The 19,691-nt window shown below is 72.1% G+C and carries 20 protein-coding genes; 3 read left to right on the forward strand and 17 right to left on the reverse strand.

The genetic code is table 11. The features are described from left to right. Positions 1-124 precede the first annotated feature (124 nt). From K7862_RS05615 to K7862_RS05630, 4 genes are all read right to left on the reverse strand, one after another. A complete protein-coding gene (locus K7862_RS05615; protein WP_262412693.1) occupies positions 125-1,777 on the reverse strand; it encodes an AI-2E family transporter in 1,653 nt (550 codons plus the stop codon). Between the two features lie 162 nt (positions 1,778-1,939). Continuing rightward, on the reverse strand, positions 1,940-2,611 hold the full coding sequence (locus K7862_RS05620; protein ID WP_222961252.1) for an aggregation-promoting factor C-terminal-like domain-containing protein: 672 nt from the start codon (positions 2,609-2,611) through the stop codon (positions 1,940-1,942). Positions 2,612-3,084: 473 nt separating this feature from the next. Continuing rightward, entirely contained in the window at positions 3,085-4,404 is a 1,320-nt protein-coding gene (phoH2, locus tag K7862_RS05625; RefSeq protein WP_222961254.1) for an RNA 5'-3' helicase PhoH2, read from the reverse strand. Positions 4,405-4,639: 235 nt separating this feature from the next. Beyond that, positions 4,640-5,401: an isoprenyl transferase gene (locus tag K7862_RS05630; RefSeq protein WP_222961256.1), complete on the reverse strand. Its 762-nt coding sequence runs from the start codon at positions 5,399-5,401 to the stop codon at positions 4,640-4,642. 133 nt (positions 5,402-5,534) lie between these two features. Between K7862_RS05630 and mgrA the strand changes: the two genes are divergently transcribed. Then, positions 5,535-6,578, forward strand: a complete 1,044-nt coding sequence (gene mgrA, locus K7862_RS05635; RefSeq protein WP_222961258.1) for an L-glyceraldehyde 3-phosphate reductase — start codon at positions 5,535-5,537, stop codon at positions 6,576-6,578. A 100-nt stretch (positions 6,579-6,678) separates the two neighbouring features. Here the strand turns inward: mgrA and K7862_RS05640 are convergent, their stop codons facing one another. Beyond that, on the reverse strand, positions 6,679-7,392 hold the full coding sequence (locus K7862_RS05640; protein WP_222961260.1) for a prepilin peptidase: 714 nt from the start codon (positions 7,390-7,392) through the stop codon (positions 6,679-6,681). A gap of 35 nt (positions 7,393-7,427) precedes the next feature. Between K7862_RS05640 and K7862_RS05645 the strand changes: the two genes are divergently transcribed. After that, the gene (locus K7862_RS05645) at positions 7,428-7,823 is read left to right on the forward strand and encodes a DUF192 domain-containing protein (protein ID WP_222961263.1); all 396 of its coding nucleotides are present in this window, start codon (positions 7,428-7,430) and stop codon (positions 7,821-7,823) included. Between the two features lie 7 nt (positions 7,824-7,830). Here K7862_RS05645 and K7862_RS05650 read toward each other — a convergent pair whose 3' ends face one another. The 12 genes from K7862_RS05650 to K7862_RS05705 all read right to left on the reverse strand — a co-directional run bounded on the left by K7862_RS05650 (position 7,831) and on the right by K7862_RS05705 (position 17,842). Beyond that, a complete protein-coding gene (locus K7862_RS05650) occupies positions 7,831-8,355 on the reverse strand; it encodes a hypothetical protein (protein WP_222961265.1) in 525 nt (174 codons plus the stop codon). A gap of 173 nt (positions 8,356-8,528) precedes the next feature. Next, positions 8,529-9,170, reverse strand: a complete 642-nt coding sequence (locus tag K7862_RS05655; protein WP_222961266.1) for an OmpA family protein — start codon at positions 9,168-9,170, stop codon at positions 8,529-8,531. 7 nt (positions 9,171-9,177) lie between these two features. Continuing rightward, on the reverse strand, positions 9,178-9,765 hold the full coding sequence (locus tag K7862_RS05660; protein WP_222961267.1) for a hypothetical protein: 588 nt from the start codon (positions 9,763-9,765) through the stop codon (positions 9,178-9,180). A gap of 32 nt (positions 9,766-9,797) precedes the next feature. Then, on the reverse strand, positions 9,798-10,421 hold the full coding sequence (locus K7862_RS05665; RefSeq protein ID WP_308011854.1) for a pilus assembly protein TadG-related protein: 624 nt from the start codon (positions 10,419-10,421) through the stop codon (positions 9,798-9,800). Positions 10,422-10,435: 14 nt separating this feature from the next. Continuing rightward, the gene (locus K7862_RS05670; RefSeq protein ID WP_262412694.1) at positions 10,436-10,675 is read right to left on the reverse strand and encodes a hypothetical protein; all 240 of its coding nucleotides are present in this window, start codon (positions 10,673-10,675) and stop codon (positions 10,436-10,438) included. Positions 10,676-10,858: 183 nt separating this feature from the next. Continuing rightward, positions 10,859-11,761 (reverse strand): DUF5936 domain-containing protein, encoded by a 903-nt coding sequence (locus K7862_RS05675; RefSeq protein ID WP_222961270.1) that lies wholly within the window; start codon positions 11,759-11,761, stop codon positions 10,859-10,861. Between the two features lie 10 nt (positions 11,762-11,771). Continuing rightward, positions 11,772-12,731 (reverse strand): type II secretion system F family protein, encoded by a 960-nt coding sequence (locus K7862_RS05680; protein WP_222961355.1) that lies wholly within the window; start codon positions 12,729-12,731, stop codon positions 11,772-11,774. 14 nt (positions 12,732-12,745) lie between these two features. Next, positions 12,746-14,080 (reverse strand): TadA family conjugal transfer-associated ATPase, encoded by a 1,335-nt coding sequence (locus tag K7862_RS05685; RefSeq protein WP_222961271.1) that lies wholly within the window; start codon positions 14,078-14,080, stop codon positions 12,746-12,748. Next, on the reverse strand, positions 14,077-14,418 hold the full coding sequence (locus K7862_RS37305; protein WP_308011855.1) for a TadE/TadG family type IV pilus assembly protein: 342 nt from the start codon (positions 14,416-14,418) through the stop codon (positions 14,077-14,079). Before K7862_RS37305 ends, K7862_RS05685 begins: the two co-directional genes overlap by 4 nt. A 263-nt stretch (positions 14,419-14,681) precedes the next feature. Continuing rightward, entirely contained in the window at positions 14,682-16,250 is a 1,569-nt protein-coding gene (locus K7862_RS05695) for a CpaE/TadZ family protein (protein ID WP_222961273.1), read from the reverse strand. After that, positions 16,247-16,963 carry a Flp pilus assembly protein CpaB gene (gene cpaB, locus K7862_RS05700; protein ID WP_222961274.1) on the reverse strand — a complete coding sequence of 239 codons (717 nt, stop codon included), beginning with the start codon at positions 16,961-16,963 and terminating at the stop codon, positions 16,247-16,249. The genes K7862_RS05695 and cpaB overlap by 4 nt, the downstream gene beginning before the upstream one ends. Before the next feature lie 12 nt (positions 16,964-16,975). Next, positions 16,976-17,842, reverse strand: coding sequence for a hypothetical protein (locus tag K7862_RS05705; RefSeq protein WP_222961275.1), 867 nt, complete (start codon positions 17,840-17,842; stop codon positions 16,976-16,978). Between the two features lie 254 nt (positions 17,843-18,096). On the opposite strand from K7862_RS05705, the gene K7862_RS05710 reads away from it, so the two are divergent. Continuing rightward, entirely contained in the window at positions 18,097-19,626 is a 1,530-nt protein-coding gene (locus tag K7862_RS05710; RefSeq protein WP_222961276.1) for a chitinase, read from the forward strand. Positions 19,627-19,691: the final 65 nt, after the last annotated feature.

Genomic DNA, 19,691 nt, shown 5'->3' on the forward strand with positions numbered 1-19,691 from the left:
GGAGGGGCCCGGCCGTCGTGCGACGGCCGGGCCCCTCCTGGGAGTTCGGGCCGGCGGGGATCGGACCACAGTTCAGTCCGGTCAGCCCGGTCAGTGCGTCAGTCCGGTCAGTGCGTCAGTCCGGTCAGTGCGTCGGGGCGTCCGCGGTCGGGGCGCTGTCCGCGGAGGGCTCGGCGGCGGGCGGGACTCCGTTCTCGCCGGTCTCACGGGTCTCACCCGTCTCACCGGTCGTGCCCGCCGGTCCGGCCGGCCGCGGCTCGGCGCCGGCCCGGGTCGCCGTCCCAGCGGCCGCGTCGGGCGCCGAGACGTGAACGGCGGCGGGTGCGGTCGCGAGCGCCGCGTCGTGCGCCGCGTCGTCGGCCGGCACCGCGGCCGCGTGCTGCGCCGGCGCGGCGAGCACGTCCCCGTCGACGGTCCCGGCCGCCGCGGCCGTGGCCTCCCGGTGGTGGGCGCGCAGATAGCCGACGACGGTGTTGCCCACCGCGACGAGCGGCACGGCGACGACCGCGCCGCCGATCCCGCCGACCAGCGAGCCGGCGGCCACCGACAGCACCACGGCCAGCGGGTGGACCCGCACCGCGCGGCCGAGGATGAACGGCTGCAGGATGTGACCCTCGATCTGCTGCACGGCCAGCACCACCGCGAGCACCAGCACGGCGGTGAACGGACCCTCGGTCACCAGCGCCACGACCACCGCGACCGCGCCCGAGGTGACCGCGCCGACCAGCGGCACGAACGACGACAGGAAGATGACCACGGCCAGCGGGACGGCCATCGGCACGCCGAGGAAGAAGATGCCGATGCCGATGAAGATGGCGTCGATCATCGCGACGATCACGGTGCCGCGCACGTACAGGGTGAGGGTGCGCCAGGCGCGCGGACCCGCACCGCCGAGGGCCTCGCGCGAGGCCTCGGGGAACAGCCGCAGCACCCAGTTCCAGATGTTGGGGCCGTCGTAGAGCAGGAAGATCGTGCTGAACATCGCCAGCAGCATGCCGGTCAGCAGCTCGACGATGAAGGTGACGCCCTCCAGGCCGGCGTCGGTGAGCTGCTTGGTGTTGTGGCTCAGCGCGTTGCTCAGGTTGTTCGCGACCTGGTTGATCTGGTCGTCGGTGACGTGGAAGGGGCTGTTCAGCAGCCACTTCTTGCCCTCGGCGATGCCGTCCTGGAGGCTGCCGGACAGGTTGTCGACGTTGTCCATCACCTGCCAGACGACGAACCAGCCGACCAGGCCGATGACGACGAAGCCCCCTATGCAGACCATGGCCGTGGCCAGTCCGCGGGGAACCCCGGCTCGTTTGAGGCGGGCCACGAAGGGCTGGAGCAGCGCGCTGATGAGCAGGGCGGCGACGAACGCCAGGACGACCAGGCGGACCGCGTCGATGACCCGCATCAGCACGTACACGCTGCCGGCCAGGATCAGCAGCCGCCAGCCGATCTCGGCGGCGACCCGCATGCTCCACGGCACGGCCGAGACCGGGCTCACGGAGGCCGCGGTGCGCTGGGCCGGGACGGCGCGCGGCACGGCGGGCCGCTCGGCGGTGGCGACGGCCGCCGCCGGAGCGGGGGCCGGGGTGGCTCGTGCCGCGGCCGGGGCGGACCGGGCGGCCGGCTCCGCCGTGGCGGAGCCGGCGTCGTGCCCGGGTGCGGCAGGGTCCGTGCCCTGCCGGGCGTCGGCGTCGCGTGCGCTGACCTCGGCCTGCCGTTGTTCGATGCGCCCGGCGAGGTTGGCCAGCCCTGAGGCCAGCGCGACGCTCCAATGGCGCTTTTCCGGCATGGTGCTCCCCTGACCCCTTCGGCCGTCGCTGTGGCACCGCTGTGCCACCACATCCCTGTGGGAGACGACGTTACCCGGGATCGGGGTTGCTCAGGCCGGACGGCGGCGTGACATCCCGTACCCGAGGGGCGCGGGGTACGCCGGTGCCGTGACGAGGCCGGCCTAGTAGTAGTTGTGCGCCTGCCAGAACTGCCAGGCGCCGCAGGGGCTGCCGTAACGACTGTTCATGTAGTTCAGGCCCCACTTTATCTGCGTGGCCGGATTGGTCCGCCAGTCCGTGGCGACCGAGGCCATCTTGGTGCCCGGGTTGGCCTGCACGAGGCCGTAGGCGCCCGAGGACGGGTTGACGGCGGTGTACCGCCAGCCGCTCTCACGGGTCACGATGTTGGAGAAGCAGGCGAACTGGCCGGAGCCGACGATCTGCTTCGCCATCGCCTGCACTTGGGCGATGGAGTAGGAGCTCTGCACGGGGAACGTCGCCCGTGAGTCTCCCCGGCTGGCCGCTTCCTCCCGGGCCTTCGCCGCCTTCTCGTCGGCCGCCTTCTTCTTGGCTGAGGCGTCCTTGGCGGCCTGCAAACGGGCGGCCTGCTCGGCGCTCTGGCGCGCTGCCGTGTCCGCGGCGTCCGACTGAGCCTGGATCTGCTCGGTCAGTGATGCCTGCTGAACCTGTTGCCCCTCGGGGATGTCCGCGAGGAGGGTCGTCGTGCCGGCTGCTTCGACGGGCTCGCTGGGGCCGCCCTTTTCCGCACCTGACGCGACGCCGACGACGGCGCCCACAGTGGTGACTGCCGTGGCCGAGGCCACTGCCAGTCCCCGGACCGAGATCCGGCTCACACGGTTTCCTTCCGGAGTCGCCCGCTTGGTGACCGCACGGACGCAATCGTGCCCCTGGCTCGGTCCCCCTGTCCGGTCCGCCGTACGGGCCGGTCGGTCACGGGGGCACTGTCCCGGTGCGAAGTCCCTTGCGGGTTCCGCGTGTTGCTCGGGCGGCTCATGGCGGTCGATGTGATGTTGTGTGGTGCTGTATCCCGTGCCCTTGCGGGCGCAGGGGTGCCATGAGCGGGGCCTGACAGCCTCACACCCTGCCGTACGGGGACGCGTTGCGGCAATTTCCGGTTGAGTGGCAAAGCTCACACGCCGCGGACGGCGGTAATTGCCTGCGGATCGTTCACCCAAACGCTAGGCTGCTGCGCCCTCCTGGGAGGGCGCAGCAGCCTCAACTCATCGCATTACCCGTCAAATAGGACGGGGCTTTTGCCCGGCTTGTCCGATGCCGACGGACATCGGCCGGGATGCTCCCCGGCTGGTCAGCCGACGCCGTCCTCCAGCATCTCGGTGACCAACGCGGCGATGGGAGACCGCTCGGAACGCGTGAGCGTCACGTGGGCGAACAGCGGATGGCCTTTCAGCTTCTCCACCACCGCGACGACACCGTCGTACCGGCCCACCCGGAGGTTGTCGCGCTGCGCCACGTCGTGTGTGAGCACCACGCGGGAGCCGGCGCCGACACGCGACAGCACCGTCAGCAGCACGTTGCGCTCCAGCGACTGCGCCTCGTCCACGATCACGAAGGCGTCGTGCAGCGAACGGCCCCTGATGTGGGTGAGCGGCAGGACCTCCAGCATGCCGCGGGCGACGACCTCCTCGACGACCTCCTTGGTGGTCACCGCCGAGAGGGTGTCGAAGACGGCCTGGGCCCACGGGCTCATCTTCTCCGCCTCGGTGCCCGGCAGATAGCCCAGTTCCTGCCCGCCGACCGCGTACAGCGGGCGGAAGACCATCACCTTGCGGTGCTGACGGCGTTCCAGGACCGCCTCCAGGCCCGCGCACAGCGCCAGCGCCGACTTGCCGGTGCCGGCCCGGCCGCCCATCGAGACGATGCCGACCTCGGGGTCGAGCAACAGGTCCAGGGCGATGCGCTGTTCGGCGCTGCGGCCATGGATGCCGAACGCCTCACGGTCGCCGCGCACCAGCTTCACCCGGCCGTCCGGGGCCACCCGGCCCAGCGCCTTGCCGCGGTCGGACTGCAGCACCAGACCGGTGTGGACGGGGAGGCCGGCCGCCTCGGGCAGCTCCACGGTGTCCTGGGCGAAGAGCGCGTCCACGTCGTCCGCGGAGACCACGAGCTCCTCCATGCCCGTCCAGCCCGAGGTGATGGCGAGCTCGGCCCGGTACTCCTCGGCCAGCAGGCCGACCGAGGAGGCCTTCACCCGCAGCGGCAGGTCCTTGGAGACGACGGTGACGTCGTACCCCTCGGCCTGCAGGTTGCGCGCGACGGCGAGGATCCGCGAGTCGTTGTCGCCGAGCCGGAATCCCGCGGGCAGCACCCCGGGGTCCGAGTGGTTGAGTTCGACACGCAGGGTGCCGCCGATGTCCCCGATCGGGATCGGCGCGTCGAGCCTGCCGTAGCGGATCCGGAACTCGTCGAGCTGGCGCAACGCCTGGCGGGCGAAGTAGCCGAGCTCCGGGTGGTGGCGCTTGGCCTCCAACTCCGTCACCACGACGACCGGAAGCACTACCTCGTGCTCGTCGAACCTGGCGAAGGCGTTGGGGTCGGCGAGCAGCACGCTGGTGTCGAGTACGTACGTGCGCCGGTCGTGATCACGGCGATTCTTGCTGGTCACCACGTGTGGACGAACCCCCTCGGGAGAGGTGAGTCTGCGGTCCGGCACCCAGGGCCAGGATGCCGGTCTGCCTGTGATATGCCCGGGAAAACGCGACCCCATGCGAATGCATATGACAGTCATCCGTCGGTCATCGACCGGTCACCGACCGCTCATCGTCCATTCCGCGCCACCGGGGGAACCGGCAACACCCCTGGCGGGGCGGGTCCCGGCCCGGGATCAGGCGGCGAAACCGCGGTTACGATCCGTAGCGGCGGTGTCGGGCGGCGTAGTCGCGCAGCGCCCGGAGGAAGTCGACCTTCCGGAACGCGGGCCAGAAGACCTCGCAGAAGTAGTACTCCGAATGGGCGCTCTGCCAGAGCATGAAGCCGGACAGCCGCTGCTCGCCCGAGGTGCGGATCACCAGGTCCGGGTCGGGCTGGCCGCGGGTGTAGAGGTGCTCGGCGATGTGCTCGACGTCCAGGATCTCGGCCAGGTCCTCGATGGAGGTGCCGCGTCCGGCGTGCTCGTGCAGCAGGGAGCGCACGGCGTCGGCGATCTCCTGCCGGCCGCCGTAGCCCACGGCGACGTTGACCAGCAGGCCGCTGCTGCCGTAGGTGGCCTGCTCGGCCTCCTTGAGCACCCGCTGGGTGTGCGAGGGCAGCAGGTCCATGGTGCCGACGTGGTGCACCCGCCAGCGGCCGGTCGCCGCCAGGTCGGTCACCGCGTCCTCGATGATGCCCAGCAGCGGGACGAGTTCCTCGCCGGGGCGGTCCAGGTTGTCGGTCGACAGCAGCCACAGGGTGACCACCTCGACGCCGGTCTCCTCGCACCAGCCGAGCATCTCGGCGATCTTGTCCGCGCCCGCCCGGTGGCCCTGCACGGTGGTGCCGCCCGCGGCCTTGGCCCAGCGCCGGTTGCCGTCCAGGATCACGCCGACGTGCTTGGGGGCCTGCGACACGTCGAGCCGGCGTTCCACCCTGCGGGAGTACAACCCGTACACCAGGTCGCGCAGATTCATCGCGTACCAGCCCCTCCTGCGCTTAGACGCCCGGCGGCCACACTACTGCGCGAACGCCCTGGCGGACGAACCGGGGCGGCCGCACCGGGCGCGGGTAGTAAGCGGTTCAACCTCCCGTGATAAGCAGGGGAGCGTGAACATCCGCACCCTTTACCGCGCCTCCGACGAGCGCTACGACTCGATGGAGTACCGCCGCACAGGCCGCAGCGGCCTCAAGCTTCCCGCCATCTCCCTGGGCCTCTGGCACAACTTCGGTGACGACCGCACCCTGGATTCCCAGCGGGCGATCCTCCGCCGTGCCTTCGATCTGGGGATCACCCACTTCGATCTGGCGAACAACTACGGCCCGCCGTACGGCGCCGCCGAGGCCAACTTCGGCACCCTGTTCGCCCAGGACTTCCGTCCCTACCGCGACGAGCTGGTCATCTCCAGCAAGGCCGGCTACGACATGTGGCCCGGCCCCTACGGCGAATGGGGCTCGCGCAAGTACCTGCTGGCCTCGCTCGACCAGTCCCTGGACCGGATGGGCCTGGACTACGTCGACATCTTCTACTCGCACCGCTTCGACCCCGAGACCCCGCTCGAGGAGACCATGGGCGCGCTGGCGTCCGCGGTCCAGCAGGGCAAGGCGCTGTACGTGGGCATCTCCTCCTACGGCCCGGAGCGCACCCGTGAGGCCGCCCGCATCCTGCGCGAGATGGGGGTGCGGCCGCTGATCCACCAGCCGTCGTACTCCATGATCAACCGCTGGATCGAGGACGAGGGCCTGCTGGACATCCTGGACGAGGAGGGCATGGGCTGCATCGGCTTCGTGCCGCTCGCCCAGGGCCTGCTGACCGACCGCTACCTCGGGGGCATCCCGCAGGACTCGCGGGCGGCGCAGGGCAAGTCGCTCGACCCGTCGCTGGTCAACGACGAGACGGTGTCCCGGTTGCGGGCGCTGAACGAGGTGGCCGCCGCGCGCGGCCAGTCCCTCGCCCAGCTCGCGCTGAGCTGGGTGCTGCGGGACCCGCGGGTGACCTCGGCGCTGATCGGCGCCTCGTCGGTCGCCCAGCTGGAGGCGAACGTCGCGGCCGTCGGCGCGCCCGCGCTCACCGCCGAGGAGCTCGCCGAGATCGACCGGCACGCGGTCGAACCGGAGGGCGTCAACCTCTGGTCGGTCAGCAGCGACGCGTAGGCGTCCGCGGCGTCGGCGCGGAACGCGCACGGAAAGGGGTGGCCCGGGCCCGCACGGCCCGGGCCACCCCTTTCCGCCGGCGAGGCGGAACGAGCGGCGTTCAGGTGAGGAGGAGCGCGGCGAAGGCGCCCGCGAGGATGAACGGGCCGAAGGGGATCGGGGTCTTGCGGTTCGCGCGGCGGGTGGCGAGGAGGAAGAGGCCGAGCACCGCGCCCAGGCCGAATCCCAGCATCGTGCCGAGGAACACCGTCCCCCAGCCGTACCAGCCGAGCGCCAGCCCCATCGTCGGGGCGAGCTTCACGTCGCCGAAGCCCATGCCCGCCGGATTGACGAAGAAGAGCACGAAGTAGACCGCGCCCAGCACCGCGGCGGCGATCAGCGCCCGGGTCCATGACCCGTCGTGCGACGGGAGCAGCGTCACCAGGCCGAGCAGCGCCGCGGTCCCGGCCAGCGCGGGCAGCGTGAGGACGTCCGGCAGCCGGAACACCTTCAGGTCCACCCGGGCGAGCACGACGCCGACCGGCACCAGCAGCAGCCAGACCGCGAGTTCGGGGTGCGCGCCGACGACGACCGCGAGCGCCGCACAGGCGGCGGCCGCGGCCGCGGCCGTGCCGTACCCGGGGCCGTACGGGCGCCCCTCCGCGCACGTCGCGCACCGCGCGGGCCCGAGCCATCCCCGTACGGGGTGACCAGCCGGGCACGCCGAGGCCCACGGCTGGTCCGCCTCGACGGCCAGCCGGTAGGCGGCACGCGGCAGCAGCAGGCCGACGGCTATTCCCCAGACGGCCGCACCCGCGATCAGATAGACATGCACCGGCCGACCGTACAGGAGCCCGTTGGGGAGGACGCATGCGCCGACGCCGGCAGGACGGCGAGGGCACGCTGCTGGCGCCCGGCGCCGAAGTGGCGCTGCGGATCGCCGCGTCGTACCGGGCCAGGACCCGCGGCCTGCTCGGCAGTGATGGCGTCGAAGGGGCGCTGCTGCTGACTCCCGCGTCCAGCGTGCACACCGTGCGGATGCGGTTCGCCATCGACGTCGCCTACCTGGACCGGCGGCTGCGGGTGCTGGCGGTGCGGACGATGCCGCCGGGCCGGATCGGCCGCCCCCGGCTGCGGGCCCGGCACGTGCTGGAGGCCGAGGCGGGCGCGATGGCCGGCTGGGGTGTGGTGCGCGGCGCGGTGCTGGAGGTACGGGCCGGATCGGCGGTGTTCTCCGCGCCGCGCACGGGCCGGCGCGCCGGCTGAGCCCGGGTCAGGTGACCGGGAACTCCACACTGTTGACGATCTCCTGGAGCAGGGCCGGGTCGTGGGCGGTGCCGTCGACCGCCCACGCGCGGATCGTGACGGGGTGGCCCTCGCGGTCGCGGACCCGCACCTCGACGTGCCCGGCCGGGCGGCCGTCGGGAGCGGCCTGCGCGAAGCTCAGCACCTGGGCGCGCCGGCCGTCGATCGTCAGCGTCTCGCGCCGGGCGTCCGCCGGGATCCGGCCGGGCTGTGCGGAGGACGCAGTCGATGCGGTGGAGGCCCTGGACGTGCTGGACGCCGTGGACGTGCTGGACGCGGTGGATGCGGTCACGCTGAGTGATGCGTCGGTCCGGCCGTGGGCGCCGGGCAGTTCCGCGCCATCCGGCCGCACGCGCCAGGTCTTGGGCAGGGCGACGGCCACCGGCCCGGTGCGCAGATAGCGCCACCCGTCGGGCGAGCCCTGGCCGACGGAGCAGCCCGCGGCGGTCACCGCGAGTGCCGCCACGACGAGATGTCCCGCTCTGGTCCGCATGCCGGAAATCTACCGTTCCGGTACCTGGGACGCCTGCCACCAGGCGTCCGTTCCGGGACCCGCAGGCCGAAAACCGCCCCACAAAAAAACGGGCCGGTTCGCAGGGGGGGGAGAGCGAACCGGCCCGAGGGGGGGAGTTACACCGTACCGCGTCCGCACGCTCCTTCAGGACGTTACGCGGCAGGTGGCGTGAAAGTGATCTCCACGCGGCGGTTCTGGCGGCGGCTGGTTTCGGTGGAATTGTCCGCTATCGGATAGTCCTCGCCGTAGCCACGTACTTGAAATGTGTGGGAACCGTCACCGAGTGCGCCCAGTTCCCTTGCCAGGACTTTGTACACGGCGTCCGCCCGCTGCTTGGACAGCACCAGACCGTGGGCGCTGGTGCCCAGATCGTCGGTGAACCCGAAGACACGGATGGGTGACGTGACGTGACGGGCGTTGATGTCGGAGGCGATGGCCTGCAGCCGCGAGGTCGCGCTCGGCGAGAGCTGCGCGCTGTCCTTGGGGAACAGCACCTCCGACTGCAGCGCGTAGGTGATCGTGGAGTTGGACGTCTCCTGCCGCTGCTCGGGCTGGCTCGCGGCGACCGAGCTCTGGTCGCTGACCGACACGATGTCCAGCACCTTCGGCGGCGCCAGCGTCGCGCCCTCGGGCAGACGCAGCCCGGGCGACGTCGGGTCCACCCGCACCGGCGCGGTCGGGGTGGGCTCCCCCGCGCTCGGCGGCGGGTTGGGATCCGCGAGGGCGGCGGGCGCGCTCAGGGTGGCGGCACCGGCGGTCAGCAGGACGACCAGCACGGCGGCTGCGGGCTTCATACCGGGCTCACCCCTCTCCGTCCGAGAGCGTGATCTTGGCCGGGGGCATGGTGGGCAGGTCGAACTCGACCTGGGTCGTCGCCGCGGGCGGGGCGGGGAACTGGGCGAAGAAGGGGCGGGACTCCTTGGGCTGAATTCCGACCAGTCCCATGGTGCACAGGCAACGCCCGTCCGTGTCCCGCAGTACGTAGTACCGCTTCTTGCCCGCCTCGTCCACCAGGACCGCGCCGGCCACGGAGGCCCCTGACTTCTGCAGCGCCACCTCAGGACCGTTCCAGTACGTGGCGTCGAACGAGCTGCTGCCCTCGTTGTCGACGGTCCCCTCGACGGTCACGAATCCGCCGGAATCGCGCTCGGCGGAGGTGATGGTGACCACCATGTCGTGCTCGCCCTTCATCTGGGCCAGCACCGTGGTCGGCGACCCGGACGGGGTCGCTCCGGCGCTACCGGCCGACGCGGCGGCCTTGCTCGGCGCCGAGTCCGTCGGCTTGTCTTCGGCCTTCTTGCTCCCGCCTCCGCCACCGCAGCCCGCGACCGTCACCGCCGCCATGACGGCGACCGCCGCCACGGCAACGGAGTTGCGTCCGTATCGCATCGTTCCCCGCTCTCTCGGCCGTCTGCCGGTGGTCACTTGCTCAGGTGGACGGAATAGAAGTCCGCGAGGTCCAGCAGGAAGCCGCTCGCGGTCGGATCGATGGTCAGGTCACCATCGTCGCAGGTGAACCGAACGCTGTTGCCGTCCTTGTCGCCCGCCTGGCAGCGCGGCTCGACCACGGCCGTGGCCGACGCCACCGCGTGCATGTTCTGCGTTCCGTGAATCACCGAACTCCCGACCGTGCCAGTGGACCTGACACCGACCGTGTAACCGGGAGGACCATTCACCTGCTGACAGGACTGCACTTCGGCGTCGTTGTCCCCCGCATACGATCCCGCTGCGGAACAGGCCGCGCCGTCGTCCGGTCCCAACCGATTGAGGAGGTTGCCCAGTTCCGTCAGATCGCCGCTGGTCAGCGCGTGGAGGAAGTCGGTCTTGACCTCATCCCGGTACTGCCGGGCCGCGGCGAGCGCGGCCGCGTCCGCGGCGGTCTGTGCGCCGTTGCGCTTCACGGTGGCTTGTCCGACCGCGAAGTACGCGAAGGCGAGAAAGAACAGTGCTGCCATCGCGACGACGTACACACCGACCGTCTGTCCGCTGTCGCCGCCGGGACGACGGGACCCCCTCGCCCGCAGCGGGCGTCCCCCCCTCCTCACCCGTCCCCACCGCCTCAGCCGCCGGTGATCTTCCCGATCTCGTTCAGGATGCCGTCCTTGATCTTCTGCCCGATGTCCGTCGTACCGGCCAGCACGCCGATGATCACCACGATCACCACGGCAATACCGAGGTACTCGATCGAACCCTGCCCCCGGTCGCCTCGCGGGGCGCCGTGCCGAGCCGCGAACCGGTCCGAGCGTTCGCGGAGCAGGGCTCCCGCAGCCACATAGAGCTGAAGTGCCCACTTGTTCATGCTTGTTCGCCCCATCCCTTGTCACCTGACTGGTCAGCGACCACAGCCGCGCCAGGTTCGAACCACTGTTCACATCGTCGACACGCGTCCCGTCAGCATGACGGTTGATCACGTCCTGTGGCACCCCCGTCACGCAATCACCTCCCCCAAGCGGACCGCCTTCATCCGCGGGGCGCCGCGGCGTCATCCGTTGCCCCCGAAAAGGTCGCCGAAGTGGATCTGGGAGCCGATGACGGTGCCGGCCATGAGGAGGATCATCGTGGCCGGGACCAGGAGGGTGGTGACCACCAGGGTCGCGCGGGGGACCATGCGGGCCGCGCGGCGGCGGGCGTTCTGGGCCTCGGTGCGGCGCATGTCCGTGGCGATCTGCAGCAGGGTGCGCGCGATGGGCGCGCCCAGCTCCTCACCCTGCTGGAGCGCGGTGACGAACTGCCCCACCTGCTCACTGCGGTTGCGCTTGCGCAGCTGGTCGAAGGCGTCCCGGCGGCTGACGCCGACGTCCATCTGCCGCAGCGCGATGCGTACTTCGTCCGACCAGGGGCCCTGGTAGACCGCGTTGACGCGCTCCAGGGCCTGACGGAAGCCGAGTCCGGCGCTGACCACGACGGCAAGGACGTCCAGGAAGTCCGGCAGGGTCCGCTCGATGTCGTCGCGGCGGCGGCGGATGGCGACCCAGATGCCGAGGTCGGCCCACCACCAGCCGTAGGCCAGGAGCATCAGGGCCAGCAGCCAGCTGCCCCGGGTGAGCAGCAGCAGCGCGCACAGCAGGCCGAGCCCGCCGTAGACGGCGCGGCGGGCCGCGTACCGCTCGACGGTCAGGCCGTAGGGGTGGCCGGCGTGCTCGATGCGGGCCCGCATCCGGGCGATGCGGGCCGGTCCCATCAGCCGCAGCACGGTCGGCGCCCAGCGGATGCCGGCCCGGTCGATGAGGCTGCCGGTGCGGGTGGTCCGGGTGCGTCCGACGTCCAGGGCGAGCTGGAGGTCCTCCGGCAGCCTGACCTCGGCGCGCATCATGCCGACCGCGTGGACGACCGCGGCCACGCACACCGCGACCACGAGTCCCAGGGCCAGTCCGAGCAGGGTCATCGCGCGCTCCTCACACGTCGATCCGGGACATGCGGCGGATGAGTGCGAAGCCGACGACGTACAGGGCCAGCGAGATCAGCACGCAGACCCGGCCGACGTTGGAACCGGTGAGGGCGCCGAGCGAGCCGGGCATGATGCGGTCGAGCAGCAGCAGGGAGCCGATGCCGATCACCGGGACGGCGTACGCGGTGACGGTCACCTGGGACATCTGGGTGCGGACCTCGCGGCGGGTCTCCTTGCGCTCCTCCAGCGTGACGGTGAGGTTGCGCAGCGACTCCACGACCGAGCCGCCGGCCCGGCTGGAGAGCACGAGGGTGGACACCAGCACGATCAACTCCCGGCTGGGCAGCCGCTGCTGGAGCTCGCCGAGGGCGTCCTCGACGGAGTGGCCCAGCGCCATCGCGTCGGCGACCTGCTTCAGCTCCTCGCCGGCCGGGGCCTCCAGCTCCTCCGCGGCCATCGACACGGCGGTGCGCAGGGCGAGGCCGGCCTGCGTGGCGTTGGCCAGGACCCGGGCCAGCTCGGGGAGTTGGGCGATGAACCGCTCGGTGCGCACGCGCCGCCGCCACTCCAGGAAGGAGTAGCCCGCCCACGCGGCCAGGATCGCGGCGATCGGCCCGAAGAAGGGGGCGAGGACCACGGCCGCCACGATCCACGCCCCGGCGACCAGCCCGATCACGGCCGCGGTGAACTGGCCCGGGGTGAGCGTGGTGCCGGTGGCCGCGAGCCGTCCCGCGAGCCGGCGCCCCCAGCCGTACCGGCGCACCCGCCGGTCCAGTCCGGAGAAGGGCGCGCGGCGCGGGCCGGGGCCGCCGTCGCCCGCCAGGCGTTCGACGAGCGCGGCCCGGTCGGCCCGCCCGCCCCACCAGGCGGACAGCCCCCACACGCCGAGCACCAGCGCCAGGCAGGTGGCGCCGACGACGAGCGCCGGATACGGCCCGGAGGCGAAGTCCCGGCCGGCGGCGAGCAGTTCACGGGAGCTGGTCACTTCGCCTCCCGGCTGTCGAGTTCGAGTTCGCTGGCGCCGACGCCGAACGCGGCGGGCACGTGCTCGCCCGCCAGGTACAGGCGCTCGCCGATCTCCCGGGGCACCGGCCGGTGTTCGTACCAGCCGCGGACGATGCGGTCGACGCCCAGCGGCTCGGCGCGGAACCGCGTCGCGGTGGTGAGCCGGAACGCGTCGCGGCCCCGCGAGGACAGGACGGCGATCTCGGCGATGCGCCGGGTGCCGTCGATGTGCCGCTGCAACTGGACGACGACGTCCAGGGCCGAGTTGATCTGGTCGCGCAGCGCCTCGAACGGGATCTTGACCTCGCTCATCGAGGCGAGGGTCTGCAGCCGCAGCACCGCGTCCTCGGCGGAGTTGGCGTGCACGGTGGCCAGCGAACCGTCGTGCCCGGTCGACATGGCCTGGAGCATGTCCAGCGTCTCGCCGCCGCGCACCTCGCCGACGATGATGCGGTCGGGCCGCATGCGCAGCGAGTTGCGGACCAGGTCGCGGATGGTGACCCGGCCCTCGCCCTCGACGTTCGGCGGCCGCGACTCCAGCCGGACCACGTGCTCCTGCTGGAGCTGGAGTTCGGCGGCGTCCTCGACGGTGATGATCCGCTCCCCGTCGGGGATCAGCCCCGACAGGGAGTTGAGCAGCGTCGTCTTGCCCGAGCCGGTGCCGCCGCTGACGATGATGTTGCACTTGGCGCGGACGAACGAGGAGAGCAGCAGCAGCATGTGCTCGTCGAGCGTGCCGAGGCCGATCAGCTCCTGCAGCGTGTAGGCGCGCGGGAAGCGGCGGATGGTCAGGGTCGGGCCGGTCAGGGCGAGCGGCGGGATGATGACGTTGACGCGCTCGCCCGACGGCAGCCGGGCGTCGACCATCGGATTGGACTCGTCCACGCGGCGGTTGACGGTGGAGACGATGCGCTCGATGGTCTGCAGCAGTTGCTCGGCGGAGGAGAAGCGGGCGGCGACGGCCTCGACGCGGCCGCCGCGCTCGACGTAGATCCGGTCCGGGCCGTTCACCATGATTTCGGTGACCGACGGGTCCTCCAGCAGGGGTTCGAGGATGCCGAGGCCCAGCGCCTCGTCCACCACCCGGCGGATCAGCGCGGCGCGTTCCGAGGTGGACAGCACCGGGCCCTCGCGGCTGATGATGTGGCCGAGGACGCGTTCGAGGCGGGCGCGGCGGTCGGCCGCGGACAGCGCCGACATCTCGGCGAGGTCGATCTCCTGGAGCAGCTTCGCCCGGTAGACGGCCACCATGTGGCCCTCCTGCGTCTGCGGGGCGGCCTCGTCGACGGCGAGGCGGGCTCGGAGGCTCATGGCGTGGCGTCCTCCTTCGGCATCGTCGCGGAACGCGTCACCGGGTCGAACAGGTGGACGCCGGGGAAGACGGACGGGATGTGGACGGTGGCCGTCACCTTGACGGTCGTGTCGCCGTTCTCGGTGAACTGGATGTCCGGGTGCACCCAGTCGCTCACGGCGTCCCGGCCGGCCTGGGCGGCGTCCGGGTGCGGGCTGTGCTCGGCCGCCGTGCGGGCGGCGGTGCGGGCTGCCGTGCCGGCCTGCTCACCGCAGTAGGCGGCGATGCCGAGTTGGATGCCGGCGAGGGCGATCAGCAGGAGGAAGGGGAGCATGCCCAGGTACTCCAGGGAGGCCACCCCCCTCTCTCGCGGGCCCGCCCTCCGCGCCCGCGCCGTCACCCGGCTCCCCCGGCGCCCCTTACGGGGTACGAGCCGCGAGATGGAGGACGGCGTCCACCACAACAGGGGCGCGGGGAACCGCGCGCGCAACCCGCTGACGGGCGAAAGTCGGCAGACGGCCGCAAGGGGCAGGACGTGCCCCGACAGGGTCCGGGCTCGGGGAACCCGCGGCGGAGAAGGGGGCTGAGGCAGGTGGGGGAAGCCGGCCGGCAGGGCGCACCTCATGGGCGGCCCTCCTCGTCGACCGTGCGGGCGTGGCCGTGGACGGGCACCCAGAAGTCGACGGCGCCCGGGAAGAGCACCGGGACCCGGATGCTGAGCTGCACGTCGACCGTGCCGTTGTCCCGGGTGACCGTCGGGCCGCTCAGCGAGTCCGCCCACGCCCCGGGCATGTCGGAGACCGCCGCCGCCCGCGCGTCGGCGCCGACCGCGGCGGCCCGCGCGGCCTTGTCCGCCGCGTCCCCGGCCAGCGTGAAGGTGTAGCCGGCGAGCACCGCCTGCCAGACCAGGATCAGGGTGATGAGGATGATCGGGGTCATGCCCAGCGTCTCCAGGGCGATCTGCCCGCGGTCCCCGCCGCGCCGCGGTCTGCGGCCGCGTCCCGCGGGCAGCGCCGCGCCGGTGACCAGCCCCAGCTCGCCGGCCAGCGCCCAGATCCCGGCGCGTACGGTGGACCGGCCGTCGAGGTCGTGGAGGCGGCCGGAGTCGATGACCGGCTGGAGTTCGCGGAAGGCGGCGGGCACGACGGACGCGGCCACCCGGGTGCCGGTGATGCGCCCGATGAGCGTCGGCTGGATCTCGCTGCCCCGGCTGTGCCGGTTGACGACGGTGGTGGTGTCCTGCGGCTTGCGGATCTGCAGCCGGTCCCAGAGCCGGACCACGCGCTTGGCGGCGCGGACCGCGATCACGTCGGGCGTGGTGACCAGCACCGCGACGTCGGCGGTCTCCACCGCGACCGCGTTCGCGCTGGTCACCTGGGTGCCGCAGTCCACGATCACGACCTCGTAGCGCTGTCGCAGCGCGGTGAGCAGCAGTCGCGCCGAGCGGTCGGTGACCTCCTCGCCGCGTTCGCCGTCGCCGGGGGCGAGCAGCAGCGCGGGTCCGGACTCGTGGACGTACATGGCGTCGTGCAGGACGCGTGAGGAGACGTCGGCGATGTCGGCGAGGTCGGCGACCGAGCGGCGGAACTGCACGTCGAGGTAGGAGGCGACGTCGCCGCTCTGCAGGTCGAGGTCGACCAGGGCGGTGGACCGCCCGGAGGCGTGCGCGGCGAGCGCGAGGTGGACGGCGGTGACGGTGGTGCCGACGCCGCCCTTGGCCCCGGCGACGGCGACCAGGGTGCCGCCGGCGACGGCGGGCAGGGACGCCCGGCCGGGGCTGAGGTGCCGCCGCACGCCGACCGCCCAGCTCGCGGCGGCCTCCACCCGGGCGCCCAGCTCGTCGTAGGACAGGGGCAGTCCGATGACCCCGCGGGCGCCGGCGTTCATCGCGGAGGCGAGCATCGCCGGGCCGGCGTCGGCGGTGAGCAGCACGACGCCGGTGGCGGGGAAGCGCAGTGCGATGTCGCGGACCAGGTCGAGCGCGGGCATCGGGCCGATCACGTCGTGCACGACGACGACTTCGGGCAGGTCCTCGGGGCCGTACTCGGCGGCCCTGGCGAGGGCGTCGAGCAGCGCGGTGGAGTCGCGGAGCGCGGGCGCGGGTTCCGCGCCGGGCAGCTGGCCGAGGAGCCCGGTGAGCGCGCGGGCGGCGTCCGGGTCCCCGGTCCCGGCGAGGATGCGGACGCTCACGGCTTCACCCCCGCGTCCCCGGCCAGGGTGTAACTGCGGGATCCCGCCGGCGGCGGCGAGGTGTCGCCGGGCGCGACGAGCGCCAGGCGCACGTGACGGGCGAACGACTCGGCGTAGGCGACGCGTTGGGCGTCCTCGGCGCCGAGCGCGAAGGTGATGGGGACGCCCTGTTCGGAGACCCGCTGGGCGTCGTCGGACTTGTCGAAGGCCTTGATCTCGCCGACGTCGATGACCTGCGCGTTGGCGACGATGATCCGGGAGACGTCCGGGTCGGTGTCCTTGCGGCCGGCGAAGGTGGCGAAGATGTTGACGCGGGCGCCGGGGGTGATCTTGCCGGCCACACCGGTCTCGGCGTCGATCATGATGGCGATCTCCATCTGGCCGGGCTGGAGGTCGGGCCGGGCGGCCACCATGTCGGACTGCAGCAGCGAGCCCTTGGTCAGCGGCACGGCGGCGATCTTGCCCTGGTACTCCTGGGGGCTGTGGATCGCGGCGTCGGGCAGCCAGCGCCTGGGCACGGATATCCGGCGCACCTGGGAGCCGGTCAGCGCGGTGTACGCCGGTACGTCGCGGGTGAGTTCGTACGCGGTGACCTTCGGCCCCACCTGCGACCGCGCGTCGCGGACGACGGCGACCACCCCGGCGAGGGCCACCGCCGCGCAGAGCACGGAGACCACCAGGAGGACGACACCACGGCGCTGACGTGAGTTCATGTGCGGTCGCACCTATCGCTTGTGGGGTTCGAGTTGGGGGCGGGCCGGGGGTTCGACGGACGCCCGGGCGGCGGGGCGGCCGTCCGGCGCCGCGGCGGCGTGCTTGGCGGGCGTGGTGCGGGTGCCCAGCCGGGTGTCGCAGAACAGGCACTGGTCGCCGATGACTTCGAGCCCGCACCAGGTGCAGGTGTCGCGTCGGACCGAGGTGACGAGCTGGTAGAGCATGCCGACGTCGGCGATGTAGGCGGTGAACTCCACGAGTTTGCCGGTGCCCCACCAGCGCGCGGAGTCGGCGGGCAGCGGCACCTCGCGCAGGTGCTGGGTGCGCCAGACGGCGGCCAGCGGCCCGGTGATCCATCCGGTGTCCAGGGCCCGTCCGGCGACGGCCAGTTGGGTCTGGTACCCGGGTCCCGGCGGGACGGCGTCGGCCTCGGCCGGGCCGAGGTGGGGGGCGGGGTGGGCGAGGACCGCGAAGTGTTTCCCGGGGACGAGGGACTTGACGTGGTCGGCGACGCTCACCGGCACGCGGTCCAGCCTGGCGACCGAGCCGAGCAGCGCCCCGGCGTGCAGGTAGTACGCCAGCAGGCGCGCGGCGCCGGCCAGGACCCCGGGGCCGAGGTCGGTTCCGGACAACTGCCGGAGCTGCTCGCCGAGCAGGGTGCGGGCCAGCGGCGGCAGGCTCATCGGCACGATGGCCATCCGGTCCGCCTCCAGCGCGGCGCGCACGGTGTGCAGGCGGCGGCGGGCGGGATCGGCGGGTTCGGCCGGGGCCAGCGCGACGATGTGGCCGTGGGCGTCCAGCGCGGCGGAGGTGCGCGTCACCTGTTCCTCCAGGGACAGCGCGAGGTCGTCCGCGGTGGCGATGATGACGCTCGGCATTCGGAACCTCCCCGTCTCCGCCCGGCGAACGCACTCCACCTGGTCATTCGCGGTCGTCAGCTTATCGATGTGTAGCGGTTCGGGTGCGGAAAGTTGCGGATCGGACCCGGTGAACGACAGGTGTCCAGCAGAGGTCTTGACAACCCGATTGGTCTGGACCAGCTTTCTCCCTTGACACGTCATTGACGTGGTCACGTCCCCCACGTCCTCGGCACACCCACCACCCCCCAACTCCTTGCCCCCAGGAGGCAGTCGTGGAACGTGCATCGCACGCGAATCACACGAGTCATTCCCGGCGCAGATCGACCGTCCTGCAGCGCGCCCTCGCCGGGCTGAGCGCCGCCGCCGTCATCGGCGCCGGCGTCGCCCTGGTCAACTCCGGCGAGGCCGGGGCCGCCACCACCAACCTGGTGGCCAACTCCGGTTTCGAGAGCGGGCTTTCCGGCTGGACCTGCACGGCGGGCTCCGGCGCCACGGTCGGCAGCCCGGTGCACTCCGGCTCCTCCGCCCTGAAGGCGACGCCCACCAGCAGCGACAACGCGCAGTGCAGCCAGACCATCAGCGTCCAGCCCAACTCGCAGTACACGCTGAGCGCCTACGTCCAGGGCAGTTATGTCTACCTCGGCGCCACCGGGACCGGCGGCACCGACCCGTCGACGTGGACCCCCAGCGCGTCCTCCTACACCCAGCTCAGCGTCAACTTCACCACGGGCGCGAGCACCACGTCGGTGACCGTCTACCTGCACGGCTGGTACGCGCAGCCGGCGTACTACGCCGACGACGTGACGCTCTCCGGCCCCGGCGGCACCGGCACCACGCCGCCCACCACCCCGCCGACGACGCCCCCCACCACGCCGCCGACGACCCCGCCGACCACGCCCCCCACCACGCCGCCGACGACCGGTCTGCCCAAGCACGTGGTCACCGGCTACTGGCAGAACTTCAACAACGGCGCGACCGTGCAGACCATCGCGCAGGTGCAGAACCAGTACGACATCATCGCGGTGGCCTTCGCCGACGCCACCACCACGCCGGGCGCGGTGTCCTTCACGCTCGACCCGTCGCTGAACTACAGCGTGGCGCAGTTCAAGGCGGACATCGCGGCCAAGCAGGCGGCCGGCAAGAAGGTGATCGTCTCCGTCGGCGGCCAGAACGGCACCATCTCGGTGCGGGACTCCGCCTCGGCCACCAACTTCGCCAACAGCGTCTACTCGCTGATGCAGACGTACGGCTTCAACGGCGTCGACATCGACCTCGAGAACGGCATCGACTCCACCTACATGCCGCAGGCGCTGCGCGCGCTGAGCGCCAAGGCGGGTTCGGGGCTGATCATCACGATGGCCCCGCAGACCATCGACATGCTCTCCGCGGGCAGCGACTACCTGGCCACCGCGCTGAAGGTCAAGGACATCCTGACCATCGTCAACACGCAGTACTACAACAGCGGTTCGATGAACGGCTGCGACGGCGGCGTGTACAGCCAGGGCTCGGTGGACTTCATCACCACGCTGGCCTGCACGGCGATCCAGGCCGGCCTGTCCCCGTCGCAGGTGGGCATCGGCACCCCGGCGTCCACCAGCGCGGCGGGCTCCGGCTACGTCAGCCCGTCCGTGGTGAACAACGCGCTGGACTGCCTGGCCAAGGGCACCGGCTGCGGCAGCTGGCACCCGAGCACCACCTGGCCGGGGATCGGCGGTGCGATGACCTGGTCGACCAACTGGGACGCGTCGGCCGGCAACACCTGGTCCAACGGCGTCGGCCCGCACGTCCACGCCATGTCGTGATCTGATCCGCGACCCCGGGAAACCGCCGGGCCCGGGAGACGGCGTCTCCCGGGCCCGGAACCGTG

It is taken from the genome of Actinacidiphila acidipaludis (assembly GCF_019890725.1).
GTDB classification, from domain to species: Bacteria; Actinomycetota; Actinomycetes; order Streptomycetales; family Streptomycetaceae; genus Actinacidiphila; species Actinacidiphila acidipaludis.